The sequence below is a fragment of the Pseudoruminococcus sp. genome, assembly GCF_047012705.1.
GTDB lineage: Bacteria > Bacillota > Clostridia > Oscillospirales > Acutalibacteraceae > Pseudoruminococcus.
In genome coordinates, this window is the sequence record NZ_JBKXNW010000009.1 from 25,713 (window position 1) to 42,491 (window position 16,779).

The following is a 16,779-nucleotide window of genomic DNA, read 5'->3' on the forward strand; positions in this document are numbered from 1 at the left end:
CCTTAATGCTTTGCAAGTTCTTTTGAGTCTATCACAAGCGTTACAGGACCATCGTTCAAAAGCTGTACTTTCATATCAGCACCGAAAACTCCCTTTTCTACCTTTTTGACGCCATTTTCATGCAAACATTCACAAAAATATTCATAAAGCGGATTTGCAATATCAGGCATAGCTGCATTTGTAAAATTTGGGCGTCTGCCCTTTCTTGCGTCTGCACAAAGCGTAAAATTAGATATAACAAGTGCTGAACCGTCAATATCCAAAAGTGAAAGATTCATTTTGTCGTTTTCATCTGTGAATATTCTAAGTCCTGCAATTTTTGCAGCAAGAGTTTTTGCCTCGGATTCATCGTCACCATTTTCTACTCCGAGAAGTATAAGAAATCCGCTCTCGATACTTCCCTTAACATCGCCATCAACAGTGACAGAAGCATTGGTTACTCTTTGAATTACAGCTTTCAATTATTTCACTCCAATATATTTTTTTAAACTCTGCCAATAGACGAAACACCTTTTATAGTATTAAGCCTTGAAATTATGCTCTTTAGGTGGTCTATACTGTTAATAGTTATAGTCACCTCTATAATTGCCATTCCGTCCTTAGCCTCTCTTGAGGAAAGACTGTGAATGAATATATGCAGACTCGAAAGCTGATTAGCAACATCAGCAAGAAGTCCTGTTCTATCAACAGCAATAATCTGTAAAGTAGTCTGGAAGCTTTCTCTGACATCTCCTGCCCATTTTACTTTAACCCAACGCTGCGGCTCAGGTGCGTTCTTTATATCCTTCGGAACATTTGTACAAGACTTTTTATGTATAGAAACGCCGTAGCCCCTTGTGATAAAGCCGATAATATCATCGCCCGGAAGTGGATTACAGCACTTTGAGAATTTGACAAGACAATCATCAATTCCGCTAACGATAACACCGTTACTTACTTTCTTCTTGGCAACCTCTGTAATTTGAGGCATATCAGGTTTATCGTGTTTTTCATAATGCTTAACATATTCTTCCTTGATTCTCGGCATAATTCTCCAAAGCTGGATACCGCCATACCCGATTGAAGCATAGAAATCATCAAGATTTTTGCAATTTTGACGCTTTATAATCTCGAAAAGGAAATGTTCAAGTTCATCAGACGGAATATCAATATTAAGTCTTCTAAGCTCTGCGTCAAGCTGTGCTTTACCCTCAATAATATTCTCTTCTCGCTTTTCCTTTTTAAACCAAGAACGAATCTTACTCTTTGCCTCGCTTGTGCGTACAATATTAAGCCAATCTCTTTTTGGACAACCATTTTCCTTAGTAGTAATAATTTCTACGATTTCGCCATTCTTAACCTTATAATCAATCGGTACAATTCGCTTATCAACTTTTGCACCAATCATTCTGTTACCAACCTCAGTATGAATGGCATAAGCAACATCGATTACCGTTGCGCCAGTTGGAAGGCTGATAATATCGCCCTTTGGAGTAAATACAAAAACTTCCTCAGGAACTAAATCCATCTTAATTGTACGAACAATATCGGTGGCGTCATCATCACTCTGATTTTCAAGCATTTTGCGAATCCAAGCAAGCCTATCATCAAGAGAATCATTCTTACCGGAAATACCGAGCTTATATTTCCAGTGTGCTGCGATACCATATTCGGCAGTATAATGCATCTCCCATGTTCTTATCTGAATCTCAAACGGAATGCCGTCCTTACCGATAACAGTAGTATGCAATGATTGATACATATTTGGCTTAGGAGTGGAAATATAGTCCTTAAATCTATTAGGAAGCGGAGTAAACAAGTCATGAACTACACCGAGAACATTATAGCAATCGATAACAGTATCAACTATAACTCTAACAGCAAAAATATCATAAATCTGGTCCATATTTTTGCCCTTCATAAAGGTTTTACGATATATTCCATGAATACTCTTAACTCTGCCCTCAATATAAACATTCGGAATATCGGGGTCAAGACGCTCGTGGAGCATCTTGATTGTATCCTGAATAAACTGCTTTCTATCTTCTTTCTTGAGGGCAATAGCGTCCTCAATCTCACGATAGCCAACAGGGTCAAGGTAGCGTATGGATAAATCCTCCATCTCTTCCTTGATAGCACGAATACCAAGTCTATGTGCTATAGGAGCATAAACCTCCATATTTTCAAGAGCCTTATCACGCCTATGCTGTTCCTTCATACATTCGATTGTACGCATATTATGAAGTCTGTCAGCAAGCTTTATGATAATAACACGAATATCCTTTGCCATAGCCATAAGCATTTTACGAATATTCTCTGCCTGCTGTACTTCTCTCGAAGAATATGGGATTTTACCGAGCTTTGTAACACCATCAATAAGTTCAGCTATTTCATCGCCAAATTCTTTACGGATTTCATCAAGGGTAACTGGTGTATCCTCTACAACATCGTGTAAAAGTGCAGCGGCAACGGATTCGTTATCCATACCAAGCTGTACGAGAATATATGCCACAGAAACTGGGTGGAAAATATAGGGTATACCGGAAGAGCGTCTTTGATGGCCATGCTCTTTCAGTGCAACGCGATATGCCTTATTGATTAAATCCATATCATAAACATGGTCACTTTGATTTATAAGCTCCACAAGGTCGTTGAAATCCTTATAAAATTCTAAATCTTTACTTACAATTCCGCAATTTTCCTTTGTAATATCAGCAGGAACCTCCTCTGCGATTATAGCAAGCTCAGATTTCTTTTCGGAATTCCCCTTAGATTCAGGCTCTGATTTTTGCTCAGAATTTTCATTAGGTTTTGGTTCAGGATTTTGTTCGGATTTACACTCAGACTCGTCGCCTTTAGTTTCCGTAATATTTTTTTTCTTATCTTCCATAACCAGCACACTCCTTCATTTTTCTAAGCAGCTTAGAGGCATTTATATCTACCTTACCGCTGACATTATTTATTGTTATATAATAAACTCCACCATTAGAGTTCATTGTTATAAGATATAATTCTTTCATTATATCAAGAATCAACAGCAGTTTAAAAAGGCTTATTTTCATATTAAGTCTGTGCATTAAGATTTCCGGCAAATAAGCATTATCCTTAGACGCTCTTATATATCTATAAACAACAGCAAATTCTTCTCTTGTTGGAATATTATCTGCAAGAAATGTTTTATTAAGAGTTTCACCCCTCAAAAACGCTTCGTAATTTCTTTGCTCAAGAAGCAAAGCCTTATTATCATTTTCAGAAAGCTTTATTTCACGAGCAATAATTGAAACTGTTTCTTGCCCCATATAAACATTTTCGTCAAGAGTAACGGCGACATCTATTATATCGCCCTCCTTATAATAAAACTCATCAAAAGTTGTAGAAAACTTTAATACACTTATTCTTGCTTTTCCACGACTCAGTGAAAGTCTTAGATGCTTACCTCCACCCATTTCTGTAATTTTATCAAGCCTCATATCACAAAGTGCAAATACGGGCTTGGCGTTTCCAAAACCAAAAGGTTCAAGTAAGGCAATTTGCTTTGCCGCCGAAACTGAAATAGCTTCAGGTTTCAACTTACATTCAATATTAACCGAGGGAATTGCTTCTTCACAGGTCTTGGCATATTCGTTTATTCTTCGTCTAAATTCAGAGATATTTTCTTTTTCTATGCTAAATCCAACTGCCATCGGGTGACCACCATATTTTGTCAGCAAATCTCCACATTCAAAAATAGCGTCGCACAGCGAAAATCCTTTGATACTTCTACCCGAACCGCGAGATTCTCCATTTTCGGTAGAAATTATTATAACCGGCTTTCCTATTCGTTCTGTCATTCTCGCCGAGGCAATTCCTATAACTCCGTGATGCCAATTTTCTCCATAAACTACAACGACTCTATCAAGAAGATATTCGGGGTGTTCAGCGATAATATTATCTATATCATTAGAAATATTTGTTTCTATATCTTTGCGTTGATTATTTTCTTTGCAAAGTTTTTCTGCAAGCTGTTCTGCTTCGTCTGGGTCTTCGGTAAGCAAAAGCTTTAATGCAGATTCTGCTGTACTCATTCTGCCCGCGGCATTTATTCTCGGTGCAACTGAAAATGCAACTGTTCCTGCGGAAAGCTTATCTACATTTATCCCCGCCTTTTCAAACAATGCTGATAAACCAATTCTTTCAGAAACTGCAAGAGAATTTAAACCATATTTTATTATAATTCTATTTTCACCATCAACAGGAACTAAATCTGCGATTGTTCCTAAGGCGGCTAAATCCGAGTAATTTTCAAGTGCTGTGAAGAAATCTCCGCCCTCGAGAGCGGCAACGAGTTTAAGTGCTATTCCTGCTCCGCAATACATTTTATATGGTGACCCGCAATCGGCTCTATGCGGGTCTACTACTGCAACAGCTTTAGGAAGAACATCAAGTGGTCTGTGGTGGTCTGTTATGATTGTATCTATTCCAAGAGAACTTGCATAATCTACTTCGTCAACGGCGGCTATACCATTATCAACAGTGATTATTAAGCTTACTCCTTGATTTTTGAGTTTTGTTATTGCATTTTTATTAAGGCCATAGCCATCACCCTCACGAGTAGGAATATAATACATCACATTAGCAAAAACAGATTCAAGATATGAAAAAAGAATAGCTGTAGCTGTAACACCATCACAATCATAATCGCCATATACGCATATTTTTTCATAAGAAAGAACAGCTTTTTTTATTCTTTCACACGCAATATCCATATCCTTAATAAGCATAGGGTCGGAAAGTTCTGCATCATTAGAAAGAAAAACTCCTGTTTTTTCTACTGTATCAATTCCTCTTGAGGAAAGCAGCATTGCCAAAAACGGCGGGATACCGCTTTGTTTTGCAAGCTCTTTAGCCTTGAGCTTATCATTTTCTGTAATAATCCAATCTTTCATCACTGCACCGCCACAAAACCCTTTAAATATAAACTCTTTCCTAATTTTTTATAATATATGATTTTACCATTTTTCTAGATTTTTTTCAATATTTTATACCAAAAAGAATTTCATCGTAAATAGCAAAATCACCACTTATCTAACGCACTTTTCTAAGACCTAAAACTTTAAGTGTCTTTTTGGAAAATCTATTCACTAAATATAGTATTCGCCCGTTGTGTCAATAATCTTACCTTTTTGTAGTGATTTTCAGACAATCAAAAGCATAAACATATATAAGAACAAACAGCGAGGTGGCTTATTATGAAAAAAAAGAAAAATGATGAATTAAAGCCTCGCTTATTCGGTGGGTTTGGGCTTCCATATGGAATTGTCAAAAGCTCTGTACATATAGAAATAAACAGCAATCGTGAGGCTATTATTGACGGCAGCAGCGGCATACTTGAATATAACGAATGTTGCATAAAAGTCAGCACAGGCAAAATGATTGTTGCCTTTAAGGGGCGGGGGCTTTTTATTCGCTGTATGTCGGATTCTTCTATGGTCATTGAAGGCTATATAAGCTCTGTCGAGTATGTCAGATAAAAGGGGAAATTTTCTTGATACTTAGATTTTTAAGATGGTTTTCCGGCTATGCAAAATTTAATGCCAAAGGTAAATTTCCGGAACGCCTACTAAATATGACTATGAAAAATGGTATACGGCTTTGGGGGATGCGTTCCGATAGTAATTCTCTTACAGCTTATGTTTTCGCAAGAGAATATAAACTTCTGCGACCCTTTGCAAAACGCTGCGAGCTTACCTTGAAATGTACAAAAAAAGGCGGTTTGCCATTTATAATATCTCAATATAAAATCAGAATTGGTCTGCTTATCGGTGCGATACTTTATATTGCAATTTCAATCATACTTTCGAGCTTTATCTGGAATATAAATATCAATACAAGTGGAAGTATCAACGAATATGAACTAAGAGAAGAATTGCGTTCTCTTGGACTTTATGAAGGTGCTAAAATTTCGGATATAAACATTCAAGATATAGAACAACAAACGACTATGGATATGGATAATATTGCTTGGATTTCTATAAATATAACCGGAACTCTTGTAAATATAGAACTTAGTCCGAGAGTTGACAAAAAAGCTCCAACAGACAAAACACCATCAAATATTATAGCAAGCTCAGATGGAGTTATAACCGGTATTGAAGCCGGTGAAGGCAAGCCCTCTGTTAAAATCGGAGAAGCTGTTGTCAAGGGGCAAATGCTGGTAAGCGGAATTTTGGAATATGATGTAGGAGGATTTAAGCTCAAACATTCCGACGCAAAAATCTATGCACAAACCAAGAAAACCCTTTCAGTAAGTGTTCCGCTTAAAGAAACTATTCTTAAAAAGAGTGATTTCAATACATATAAAAAAAGTCTTTCTCTACTCTGGTGTAGTTTTCCGATAAGCATTTATGGAACACCAGACGGCTATATTTCTACTCAGGTAAAAAATGAAAATATTGAACTTTTCGGCACCCAGTTGCCTATTAAAGTTACAACAGAAAATTATAATATATATGAGAATATGGAAGTTAAACGCACAGAAAAGCAGGCTCGCACTCTTGCCGAAAAACAACTTTCTGTTCTTGAAACTTTCGACTTGAATAATGCAAAATCCTATACAAAAAAGTATACACAAAAAATTTCTAAAGGAAACCTTATTCTCACAGGAACATATACCTGCATCGAAGATATTGCTATACAGCAAGAAATAAAAATAGACGGTTCAATCACCCAAGGAAATGGTAATGAACCGTCAAAAGAAGAAAACTGATATTTTTCTATATTAAATCAGACGGATAAAAGCTTAAATAGCCTTTATCCGTCTGAAATTTTATTATAAGTATATTATTCTAAATAAACACTATCAGCAGAATACTTCAAAGAAAATAGGTTGATTTACATCTGATGTAAAAATACTCAAACCTTCTTCAAATTCTTCCTTGTTTCTTGCAGAAATATAATTAAAGCCAACAGAGTTTACCCAACCCTTTGCAGATGTTTCATGTGCATGAGTAATAGCATTACTCTGGTGATGCTTAAGCAAGTTTGTACCAAAGTTATTGCAAAGCATGATTCTTATATTGCCACGAAGATTTTTATCCCAAATAGCATTCATATCATAGAAGAAGCTAAGGTCACTGATAATAAGGAAGCAAAGCTCTTTACTTACTTCCGCATGACCCATAAATGTTGAAGCCGAACCATCGATACCATTTGTACCCATATTGCAGAATACATTTACTGTTGGATTTATTTCAAATCTATTAGCAAACATTATTGTACAACCGATAGCAAGGTGAAGAACCGAATTATCAGGAATCTTAGAGATAAGTTTATCAACAGCATAAAGCTGTGAATATTTTTCTGTATGTTCAGAAGGAAGTGCTTTCTGAGCATTTCTCCATGCTTCTTCATACTCACCATTATTATGGCTATCGCCTGCAAGCTCAACAAATTTATCAAAGAAATACTTCTGTGAGCATTCAAAAATTCTTGTAAGTCTACGATAAGTATCAGCAACTAAACCATCTTCAGCAACTCTCCAATGACCAAGAGCTCTTCTTTGTGCTCTTAATCTCGGAAGAATTGGGTCGTTAAGAGAGCGTCTTCCGCCAACAGTAATAACAATATCTGCCCAAAGTTCATCATTAAACTTTGCATTATCGTAGTGGCGAAGTATAGGTGTAGACAAAATAGTGTGCTTTCCATGATAGTTAGAAATAGCGTCTGTAATAATAACGCAGTTAAACTTTTCTGCAAATGCTTCAACAGAACGCTTTTCTTCCTCTGAAAGTGGATGATTCTGAGAATAGACAATGAGAACTCTTCTCATAGCTTTAAGTCTATCAACTCTTGCCTGCCATACACTATCATCATCAGCAGTAGTAATTCTTTCAATAGTTCTGAATCTTTTATCAAGCTTCAAAACTCTTGGGTCCGGCTTATAACGCTCGATGCTTGCAATCGGAACATTGATATGAACAGGGCCTTTACCATGGTGATTAACTTCAAGCAAAGCCTCACAAATTTTTCTTCTGGATTCCCAATCGCCAATATGACCAGCAGTTACAGGAAGTGAAACACTCTTTTTAACAACTCCTGCATATATATCTGTCTGAGGAATTGTCTGGTCTTCATTCTGACCTAATACGCAAGGATATCTGTCGGCTGTAATAACAACAAGCGGAACATTCTGATAATATGCTTCTGTAACTGATGTAAGATAGTTAGACGCAGCCGTACCGGATGTGCAGCACATTGCAACCGTCTGATTAAGTTTTAACGCCAAGCCCATAGCAAAGAATCCGGCACTTCTCTCATCAATAACACTGTATGTCTTAAAATATGGGTCAGCCTCAAAAAGTCTTACAAGATTGAGATTTCGAGAACCTGATGACAAAACAATATGTTTAATGTGATATTGCTTAATCAAAGTTACAAGCATTTTACATCTTGCAAAATCTTGTGAAACTTCTGGAAGAGGCTTCAATAATTTAGAAATATCCTCGTCTTCTTTCACAACCTTTTTAGCTTCAAGTGCATCTTTAAGCCATTTAAGACTTCTTTCTTTCTCTTTTGCCATAATTTCATCAATAGCATTATAATCAATAGGCTCTAAAAGAGAATCGTCTGTCATAATTCTGCTTACATCTGTAACAAGTCTTTCTCTAAAATTAAAGAGCTTTGCAAGAGAATTAAAGCGTGAGAAACCTCTTCTCTTATTTGTAATCGGTATGAAATTCTTCTTGAAAATCATAGCAAAGCTTGCACCGTGGCAAGAATCTGTTACAACAAACTGTGCATTGCTCAGATAATAGAGCCAATCTTCAACCTGAAGATTTTCAATGCAGTTATCCATATCCATTTTTTCTTTGTTTTTATCAAAAAGCCAGAATAAACCGTCAAGAAGATTGATAACCTTGATACCGCCAAGCTTTTCTGAAATATGAAGCAAAGCCTGTTTCTTTTCAGGAGTAGGGTCAAGAATATATGCAGCAATAAAAGGTTCAGTTTCACGATGTGTAGATTTCTCTGCAAGCGGCTTATAAACAGTATCAGGGTCGACAAGGAAAACAGGGTCTAAAACCTGAGTTGAATCAACACCATAAATATCCTTACAAATTTTTACACCATCATCTTCACGCAAGGAAATTGCATCAAAACGCTTCATATATGAAGAAATTATTCTTCTTTCATCATCCGGTGCAAAGTCTATAGAATGTCCGAAAGATGTTGCATAAGCAATCTTTTTCTTGCTTGCGTCTGCAAAACTAAGATAGAATAATTTATCGAAATTTTTGCTTATACCATAATTCCAAAGCTGGTCAGAACCAAGAACAAATGTATCGCACATATCGTTCAGCTTATAAAACTCATCCTTCTTCAAAGATGGACTTATATCATAATGCTCCTCAGCAAATCTTCTGGAATGAGTCATCTTATGTTCAACATCAGACTGTTGTGAACCTGTCAGCATTTTATCTATCATCAATACTGAATATCCAAGAGATTTAATAACATTGTTCAAAGCGTAATAAGTCATTATACTACCATAGTTACAACCTGTCCATACGCCTAATATACCAACATCATATTTTTTTTCTTTTTCCATATTTCTACTCCTTTAAATATCACGAGTTAATAAATATCAAGAGTTAACATAAATCCATATTATTATAACAAAATTATTCAAAAAATGCAAGAACTAAATAATATTGTTAAAAATATATAATTTTTTAATATGTGCAAAATTTTAAATTTCTTCACCGTTTTCTATCTTTTCAATAAGAGCAAGTCTGTTGATATGTCTGTCACCCTCAAATTCAGTATGAAGGAATATATCAGCAAGCTTAACGGCCATTTCGCTGTCGATAACACGACCACCCATACAAAGGATATTTGCATCGTTGTGTCTTCTTGTCATCTCTGCACAAAATTCGTTTGTGCAAACAGCAGCTCTTATTCCCTTAACTTTATTTGCCGCAATAGAAATTCCTATTCCTGTTCCGCAGCAAAGTATACCAAGTTCACATTCCTTTGCGGCAACAGCCTTAGCAACCGGATAAGCATATCTTGGATAATCGACAGAATCTGTGCTGTATGTGCCGAAATCTTTATATTCAATACCATTTTCCTCAAGATATTTTTTTACTGCCTCTTTAATTTCGTAACCGCCGTGGTCTGCTCCAAGTGCTATCATTTTATTAACCTCCATTATTAAATATATGATTTTATTTTGAACTGTTTTTCAATCTTGCGTTTAATTCTCTTTCTGCCTGTGGTAATCTCAAATAAAGAGGTACAAGCTCATCAGATGAAATTGTTTCCCCGTTTTGAGCCTTTTGATAAGCGACAGCTGCCGTTCCGTAGGCTCTTTGATATCTGAGATTTTGTGGCGCAATTTTTATATATTCAATTTGCTTCATATTTTCAAAGCAAATGTTTGCACCATCACCGACAAGCATTATTTCACCATCGCTGAAATTCATAAGTTCAGATTCAAGCTCTGCTATTGATAATGCCCTATCCTCACATATACGGCTTATCTTTCCGTTATCCGCCATAAAAAGTGCGTTATAAACCTGTGAACATCTTGCGTCCATAACTGCACAAATCAAGCCGTTGAAAATTTCGAAATTCTGCGCCATAGCTTCAAGCGTTGAAACTGATACACAAGGCTTTCCTAAAGCCATAGCCATTCCCTTTACGCACGAAACTCCGATTCTTACTCCGGTAAATGAACCAGGACCTGCATCAACCGCAAAAATATCAACGTCTTTAATATCAGTTTTAGTAAATTCAAGAAGCTTTTCTGCAAGAAGCATAAGCGTCTGACTATGTGTAAGGCTTGTATTCATATAAAACTCGCCTTTTAAAAAGCCGTCCTCATATAGTGCCACAGATGCAGGTGACGCTGAAGAATCAAATGCTAAAATAATCATTCTATGTCCACCCCGCTTATTGTAATCTCTCTTTCATTTTCTGAAAGCGGCTTAATAGTAATTCTGATTGCATCATTCGGAAGTACGCCCTCGATATTTTCGCTCCATTCAATAACCAAAATACCGTTACCAATATAATCAAAAAAGCCCGTTGAATATAAATCGTCATATGTTGTAACACGATACATATCGAAGTGAAAAATTGGAAATTTCCCCTCATACTCGTGAACCAAGGCAAAAGTCGGGCTTGAAACTCCATCCTCAAAACCAAGTCCCTCAGATAAGCCTCTTGTAAAAGCTGTTTTTCCTGCACCGAGTCCGCCAAAAAGTGCTATAACCTCAGTGCCTTTCAGTTTTTTTGCAAGCTTTTTTCCTATGTTTTCGGTTTCATTTGCCGAAGATGATATAAATTTAACCAAATCCAAACAACTCCTAATCAGAACAAGCCCGAAATCTTACCGTTGTCGTCAACATCAATCCTGTTTGCAGCAGGAACTTTTGGAAGTCCAGGCATAGTCATAATATCGCCTGTATAAATAACAACAAAACCGGCACCATTAGAAATTCTTACATCAGAAACAGTAATTACAAAACCCTCAGGTCTGCCGAGAAGTGCTGGGTTATCAGAAAGTGAATACTGTGTCTTTGCAACGCATATTGGCATATCGTCCTTATATAGCTTTTCAACCTCTGCAAGTGCTTTTTTAGCCTTGGGTGTGAATACTACGCCTGATGCACCGTAGATATTCTTTGCTATGGCTTCAAGCTTTTCTGTGATTGTAAGACCGTTCTCATAGATATGCTTGAAATCAGATGGCTTTTCCGTTGCTTCGCAAACTTTCTTTGCAAGCTCAAGTCCGCCATCTGCACCCTTTGCAAATACTTCTGCGAGTGAGAAATCTGCACCGTTATCCTTGCAGTAATTTTCAACAAAGTTAAGCTCTGCTTCTGTGTCGGATTCAAAACGGTTAATTGCTACAACAACAGGTACACCGAATTTCTTCATATTTTCAATGTGCTTTCCGAGGTTTGCGATACCCTTTTTAAGAGCATCAAGATTTTCTGTTTTAAGTTCTGTCTTTGGAACACCACCGTTATATTTTAAAGCACGAACAGTAGCTACAAGAACAACCGCATTCGGCTTCAAACCAGCAAGGCGGCACTTAATATCGAAAAATTTTTCAGCACCCAAATCAGAGCCGAATCCAGCCTCAGTAATGCAGTAATCACCGAGCTTTAATGCGAGCTTTGTTGCACGAACAGAGTTACAGCCATGAGCAATATTAGCGAATGGACCGCCGTGCATAATTGCAGGCGTACCATCAATAGTCTGTACAAGATTTGGTTTAATTGCATCCTTGAGAAGTGCCGTCATAGCACCGTTAGCGTGAATATCCTTTGCGAAAACCGGCTTTCCGTCATATGAATATGCAATAAGTATATTTCCAAGACGCTCTTTGAGGTCGCTTATAGAACTTGCAAGACAGAGAATAGCCATAACTTCACTTGCAACAGTAATAATAAAACCGTCCTCACGAGGTACGCCGTTTACCTTTCCGCCAAGACCGGCAACAATGTTTCTAAGCTCTCTGTCGTTCATATCGAGGCAACGCTTAACGAGAATTCTCTTAACATCAATACCAAGTTCATTACCTTGCTGAATGTGGTTATCGAGCATAGCACAGAGAAGATTATTAGCAGCTGTGATTGCGTGCATATCGCCTGTAAAGTGCAGGTTGATGTCCTCCATTGGAAGGACCTGTGAATATCCACCGCCTGCTGCACCGCCCTTAATGCCGAAAACAGGGCCGAGCGACGGCTCACGCAAAGCAATAACCGTCTTCTTTCCAAGCTTATTCATAGCTTGTCCAAGACCTGTTGTAACAGTTGTTTTACCCTCTCCTGCCGGAGTTGGGTTAATTGCTGTAACAAGAACAAGCTTACCATCTGGTTTAGACTCAAGCTTTTTAAAAAGTTCCTCAGAAAGTTTTGCCTTATACTTACCGTAAAATTCAAGTTCATCTTCGGTAATTCCTACATCCGCAGCAACATCTTTGATAGGTCTGAGTTTGGTCTGCTGTGCAATTTCAATATCAGTTAGCATTATTATTTTCCCTCTCTTAAAGAAAATTTTTCAATAAATTGATTATAGCATATTTCGTGAATTCTAACAAGCGTTTTACTTATTTAGTTTATACCTTGCATAAAATATGGCAAAATAATACAAAAAGAGGAGAATCCATGGTATGAATTCTCCTCTTTATATAGAGCCTTTCGGCTAAAATTCAATTATTTAGAAGATTCTGCGAGCTGCTTAGCAACCTCATCAGCAAGGTTATCGCTTCTCTTCTCAAGGCCTTCGCCCTTCTCAAAGCGAACGAAACCAAGAATCTTAATGCTGCCGCCGAGGTCCTTAGCAACCTTAGCTGTGTACTGCTCAACAGTCATCTTGTTATCCTTAACAAAAGCCTGATTTACGAGGCAGTTTTCCTCATAGTACTTACCAATCTTACCAAGAACAATCTTCTGAGCGATAGCCTCTGGCTTACCCTCATTGATAACCTGCTCTGTCATGATAGCCTTCTCATGCTCAATAACCTCGTCAGGTACATCGGACTTCTGGAGGTATGATGGGTTAACAGCAGCAATCTGCATAGCAATGTCCTTGCCATATTCAGCAAAGCCGTCCTTACCAGCAACATCTGTCTCAAAGTTAACCATAACACCAATCTTACCGCCTGCGTGGATATAAGTTGCAACAGCACCCTCATAACGAGCAAAACGACGAATCTTGATATTCTCGCCGATTGTAAGAACCTTCTCTTGGAGAAGTTCAGCAACTGTCATATCAGAACCAGCAGCCTTTTCTGCGAGAAGAGCGTCAACATCAGCAGGGTTCTTCTCGATGATTGTATCAGCAACTGTCTTAACAAAGCTCATGAAGTCATCGTTCTTAGCAACGAAGTCTGTCTCGGAGTTGATTTCAACAACAACACCAACAGTAGCGTCTGCGTTTGTAGCTGCATAAGCTACGCCCTCAGCTGCGATTCTTGAAGCCTTCTTAGCCTGCTTTGCAAGGCCCTGCTCTCTAAGAATATCAATAGCAGCGTCCATATTGCCATCAGCCTGTGTAAGAGCCTTCTTGCAGTCCATCATACCACAGCCTGTTTTTTCTCTAAGAGTTTTTACATCTTGTGCTGTAAATGCCATAATAATTTTCCTCCATTTTGTAAATTTTCATTATCTTGAAAAATACCCACGAGCATAGCGTGGGTATTTTAATTTTATATTATTGAATTACTCTGCTGCTTCTTCAGCTTCGTCTGCTTCAGCAGCTGCTGCACCCATTCTGCCCTCGTTGCCTTCGATAATAGCGTTAGCAATAGCAGAAGAAATGAGCTTAACTGCACGAATAGCATCGTCGTTACCAGGGATAACATAATCAACTTCATCAGGGTCGCAGTTTGTATCAACGATAGCAACTATCGGAATACCAAGCTTCTTAGCTTCTGCAACAGCGATTCTTTCCTTGCGTGGGTCGATGATGAAGAGAGCGCCAGGGATTTCCTTCATATCCTTGATACCGCCGAGGAACTTCTCGAGCTTTTCAATCTCAAGGTTGAGCTTAACAACTTCCTTCTTTGGGAGAAGGTCGAATGTTCCGTCTTCTTCCATTGCACGGAGCTGCTTAAGTCTTTCAATTCTTGTACGGATTGTTGTGAAGTTTGTGAGCATACCGCCGAGCCATCTTGCGTTAACATAGTAAGCACCTGCACGCTCTGCCTCTTCCTTAACGGAATCCTGAGCCTGCTTCTTTGTGCCTACGAAGAGAACTGACTTGCCCTCTACGGAAAGGTCACGAACGAAGTTATAAGCTTCCTCAAGCTTCTTAACTGTTTTCTGGAGATCGATAATATAGATACCGTTTCTCTCTGTGAAGATATACTTAGCCATCTTCGGGTTCCATCTTCTTGTCTGGTGACCGAAATGTACACCTGCTTCAAGAAGCTGTTTCATAGATACTACTGACATTGTTTTGTCCTCCTTTTGGTTTTAAACCTCCGCAGAATCATATATGACAAACATTTCGGAATGAAATGCACCGAAGCCATATAAAAGAGCCTGCGTGTGTTTTGCTCAAATATTTTAACACATATTTTCAGATAATGCAAGTCTTTTTTGAAAATTTATCATAATAGCCTTACAATGAGCACAAAGTTTATATAATTTCAAAAATTATATACTTAAAATTGCTATTTAAAAAATGGCAATTTCATTCTTTTTTTCTTATATGGACGCTGAACATTAGTGACGATTATAGTATCTTCACCTATAAGTTCTATGCTATTCCACTGTATAACAATATCCTCTTCTCTGCCGAAAAGTCCGAAACATTTTGGTCTGCCAAAGATTATGATTGCTACAAGCTTAGCATTTTTTGTGTCTATTTCAACATCATCAACACAGCCAAGTCTGCACCCGTCCTTGCCGTTTATAACTTCTTTACATCTAAGGTCGGTTATTCTGCAAGTCATATTGCTCCTCCTATGCAAAAAGCTATGAACCTCCATTATCCATTATATGCAGTTTAGCGGTGGATATATAACAATCAGTTATTTAGCATATCCCTCTATAATTTGACAGGTTTTTTCTATATCTTTATCAGTATGAGCTATTGAAACAAACATTGCTTCAAACTGTGATGGTGCAGTGTATATACCATTACTTTGCAAGTAATTGAAATAATCAGCATATTTTTTCGTATCTGCCGATTTTGCAGTTTCATAATCCGTCACAGGCTTATTTGTAAAGAATGCGGTCATTATTGAACCTGCACGATTCACATTAAGGCCTGCTTTACGCATAGCCGATTCTATCTTTGCAGATTTCTTCTCAAGCTCTGGATAAATAGTATTCTGATTTTCCTCAAGAATTTTAAGTGTGGCAAGACCTGCGCTTACGGCAACGGGATTTCCTGAAAGAGTTCCGGCCTGATATACCGAACCAAGTGGCGAAATACATTCCATAATTTCACGCTTTCCGCCATATGCAGCTAAAGGCATACCTCCGCCAACTATTTTTCCTAAGGTTGTCATATCAGGACAAACACCATAATATTTTTGAGCACCACCAATACTTAAACGGAAACCTGTTATTACCTCATCAAAAATCAACAATGCACCATATTTTTCAGTAATATCTCTGAGGAATTGCAAGAAACCATTTTTAGGCGGAACTACACCCATATTCGCAGCACAAGGTTCAACTATAACACAGGCTATATCCTTACCATATTTATCAAAAAGCTTTTCTACTGATTCAACGCTGTTATATTTAGCAAGAAGTGTAGTTTCTGTATAGCCTTTTGGAACGCCTGAACTATCAGGAATAGAATTTGTCAACAAACCAGAACCCGCACGAACCAACAAACCATCAGAATGTCCATGATAACAGCCTTCAAATTTTACAATAAAATCTCTTTTAGTATAACCTCTTGCCGCTCTCACAGCACTCATAACTGCTTCTGTTCCGGAATTTACAAGTCTGAGCATTTCCATAGACGGAAAATTTCTCTTTATAACCCTTGCAAGCTCGATTTCTCCACTATGGCAAGCACCAAATGTCAAGCCCTTTTTGCAAGTATCTATTACAGCGTTTATAACTTCGGGGTGAGTATGTCCAAGAATATTTGGTCCCCATGAGCATACGTAGTCGATGTATTCGTTTCCGTCAACATCATAAATTTTGTCACCCTTTGCGTGGTCTATAAAAACAGGATTTTTGCCGACAGATTTCCATGCACGAACAGGACTGTTTACTCCGCCCGGCATAAAATCAAGTGCCTGTTCATAAAGTTTTTCAGATTTCGTTGTATTCATAATTT

The 16,779-nt window shown here is 37.8% G+C and carries 14 protein-coding genes; 2 read left to right on the plus strand and 12 right to left on the minus strand.

Annotated features, from left to right (window positions below; all coding sequences use genetic code 11):
• Positions 1 to 2: 2 nt before the first annotated feature.
• The 3 genes from dtd to recJ all read right to left on the minus strand — a co-directional run bounded on the left by dtd (position 3) and on the right by recJ (position 4,904).
• Positions 3 to 461, minus strand: a complete 459-nt coding sequence (gene dtd / locus ACLU24_RS09795; protein ID WP_412612345.1) for a D-aminoacyl-tRNA deacylase — start codon at positions 459 to 461, stop codon at positions 3 to 5.
• Positions 462 to 484: 23 nt separating this feature from the next.
• On the minus strand, positions 485 to 2,587 hold the full coding sequence (locus tag ACLU24_RS09800) for a RelA/SpoT family protein (protein ID WP_412612454.1): 2,103 nt from the start codon (positions 2,585 to 2,587) through the stop codon (positions 485 to 487).
• 271 nt (positions 2,588 to 2,858) lie between these two features.
• Positions 2,859 to 4,904, minus strand: a complete 2,046-nt coding sequence (gene recJ, locus ACLU24_RS09805) for a single-stranded-DNA-specific exonuclease RecJ (RefSeq protein ID WP_412612347.1) — start codon at positions 4,902 to 4,904, stop codon at positions 2,859 to 2,861.
• A 303-nt stretch (positions 4,905 to 5,207) separates the two neighbouring features.
• Between recJ and ACLU24_RS09810 the strand changes: the two genes are divergently transcribed.
• Together ACLU24_RS09810 and ACLU24_RS09815 are read left to right on the plus strand one after the other, a co-directional pair.
• Complete coding sequence (locus ACLU24_RS09810; protein ID WP_412612348.1) at positions 5,208 to 5,489, plus strand: YabP/YqfC family sporulation protein; 282 nt, start codon at positions 5,208 to 5,210, stop codon at positions 5,487 to 5,489.
• Positions 5,490 to 5,503: 14 nt separating this feature from the next.
• A complete protein-coding gene (locus tag ACLU24_RS09815) occupies positions 5,504 to 6,724 on the plus strand; it encodes a sporulation protein YqfD (protein ID WP_412612350.1) in 1,221 nt (406 codons plus the stop codon).
• 93 nt (positions 6,725 to 6,817) lie between these two features.
• On the opposite strand, the gene menD is transcribed toward ACLU24_RS09815, so the two are convergent.
• The 9 genes from menD to hemL form a co-directional block, all read right to left on the minus strand.
• Positions 6,818 to 9,565, minus strand: coding sequence for a 2-succinyl-5-enolpyruvyl-6-hydroxy-3-cyclohexene-1-carboxylic-acid synthase (gene menD, locus ACLU24_RS09820; RefSeq protein WP_412612351.1), 2,748 nt, complete (start codon positions 9,563 to 9,565; stop codon positions 6,818 to 6,820).
• A 141-nt stretch (positions 9,566 to 9,706) separates the two neighbouring features.
• Entirely contained in the window at positions 9,707 to 10,153 is a 447-nt protein-coding gene (rpiB, locus tag ACLU24_RS09825) for a ribose 5-phosphate isomerase B (protein ID WP_412612352.1), read from the minus strand.
• A 31-nt stretch (positions 10,154 to 10,184) separates the two neighbouring features.
• Positions 10,185 to 10,895, minus strand: coding sequence for a tRNA (adenosine(37)-N6)-threonylcarbamoyltransferase complex dimerization subunit type 1 TsaB (gene tsaB / locus ACLU24_RS09830; RefSeq protein WP_412612353.1), 711 nt, complete (start codon positions 10,893 to 10,895; stop codon positions 10,185 to 10,187).
• Positions 10,892 to 11,314 carry a tRNA (adenosine(37)-N6)-threonylcarbamoyltransferase complex ATPase subunit type 1 TsaE gene (tsaE, locus tag ACLU24_RS09835; RefSeq protein ID WP_412612355.1) on the minus strand — a complete coding sequence of 141 codons (423 nt, stop codon included), beginning with the start codon at positions 11,312 to 11,314 and terminating at the stop codon, positions 10,892 to 10,894. The genes tsaB and tsaE overlap by 4 nt, the downstream gene beginning before the upstream one ends.
• A gap of 17 nt (positions 11,315 to 11,331) precedes the next feature.
• Positions 11,332 to 12,999, minus strand: coding sequence for a formate--tetrahydrofolate ligase (locus ACLU24_RS09840; RefSeq protein ID WP_412612356.1), 1,668 nt, complete (start codon positions 12,997 to 12,999; stop codon positions 11,332 to 11,334).
• Positions 13,000 to 13,184: 185 nt separating this feature from the next.
• Entirely contained in the window at positions 13,185 to 14,105 is a 921-nt protein-coding gene (gene tsf, locus ACLU24_RS09845) for a translation elongation factor Ts (protein ID WP_412612358.1), read from the minus strand.
• Positions 14,106 to 14,192: 87 nt separating this feature from the next.
• The gene (gene rpsB / locus ACLU24_RS09850) at positions 14,193 to 14,927 is read right to left on the minus strand and encodes a 30S ribosomal protein S2 (RefSeq protein ID WP_412612359.1); all 735 of its coding nucleotides are present in this window, start codon (positions 14,925 to 14,927) and stop codon (positions 14,193 to 14,195) included.
• Positions 14,928 to 15,148: 221 nt separating this feature from the next.
• Positions 15,149 to 15,430, minus strand: coding sequence for a YlmC/YmxH family sporulation protein (locus ACLU24_RS09855; RefSeq protein WP_412612360.1), 282 nt, complete (start codon positions 15,428 to 15,430; stop codon positions 15,149 to 15,151).
• Positions 15,431 to 15,508: 78 nt separating this feature from the next.
• A complete protein-coding gene (hemL, locus tag ACLU24_RS09860) occupies positions 15,509 to 16,774 on the minus strand; it encodes a glutamate-1-semialdehyde 2,1-aminomutase (RefSeq protein WP_412612361.1) in 1,266 nt (421 codons plus the stop codon).
• Between the last annotated feature and the right edge of the window lie 5 nt (positions 16,775 to 16,779).

Excerpts from the sequence above, each read along its gene's own strand:
- ACLU24_RS09800 (WP_412612454.1), bottom strand. The coding sequence starts at position 2,587 with ATGGATTTAATCAATAAGGCATATCGCGTTGCACTGAAAGAGCATGGC.
- recJ (WP_412612347.1), bottom strand. The coding sequence starts at position 4,904 with ATGAAAGATTGGATTATTACAGAAAATGATAAGCTCAAGGCTAAAGAG.
- ACLU24_RS09810 (WP_412612348.1), top strand. The coding sequence starts at position 5,208 with ATGAAAAAAAAGAAAAATGATGAATTAAAGCCTCGCTTATTCGGTGGG.
- menD (WP_412612351.1), bottom strand. The coding sequence starts at position 9,565 with ATGGAAAAAGAAAAAAAATATGATGTTGGTATATTAGGCGTATGGACA.
- rpiB (WP_412612352.1), bottom strand. The coding sequence starts at position 10,153 with ATGATAGCACTTGGAGCAGACCACGGCGGTTACGAAATTAAAGAGGCA.
- tsaB (WP_412612353.1), bottom strand. The coding sequence starts at position 10,895 with ATGATTATTTTAGCATTTGATTCTTCAGCGTCACCTGCATCTGTGGCA.
- ACLU24_RS09840 (WP_412612356.1), bottom strand. The coding sequence starts at position 12,999 with ATGCTAACTGATATTGAAATTGCACAGCAGACCAAACTCAGACCTATC.
- tsf (WP_412612358.1), bottom strand. The coding sequence starts at position 14,105 with ATGGCATTTACAGCACAAGATGTAAAAACTCTTAGAGAAAAAACAGGC.
- rpsB (WP_412612359.1), bottom strand. The coding sequence starts at position 14,927 with ATGTCAGTAGTATCTATGAAACAGCTTCTTGAAGCAGGTGTACATTTC.
- ACLU24_RS09855 (WP_412612360.1), bottom strand. The coding sequence starts at position 15,430 with ATGACTTGCAGAATAACCGACCTTAGATGTAAAGAAGTTATAAACGGC.
- hemL (WP_412612361.1), bottom strand. The coding sequence starts at position 16,774 with ATGAATACAACGAAATCTGAAAAACTTTATGAACAGGCACTTGATTTT.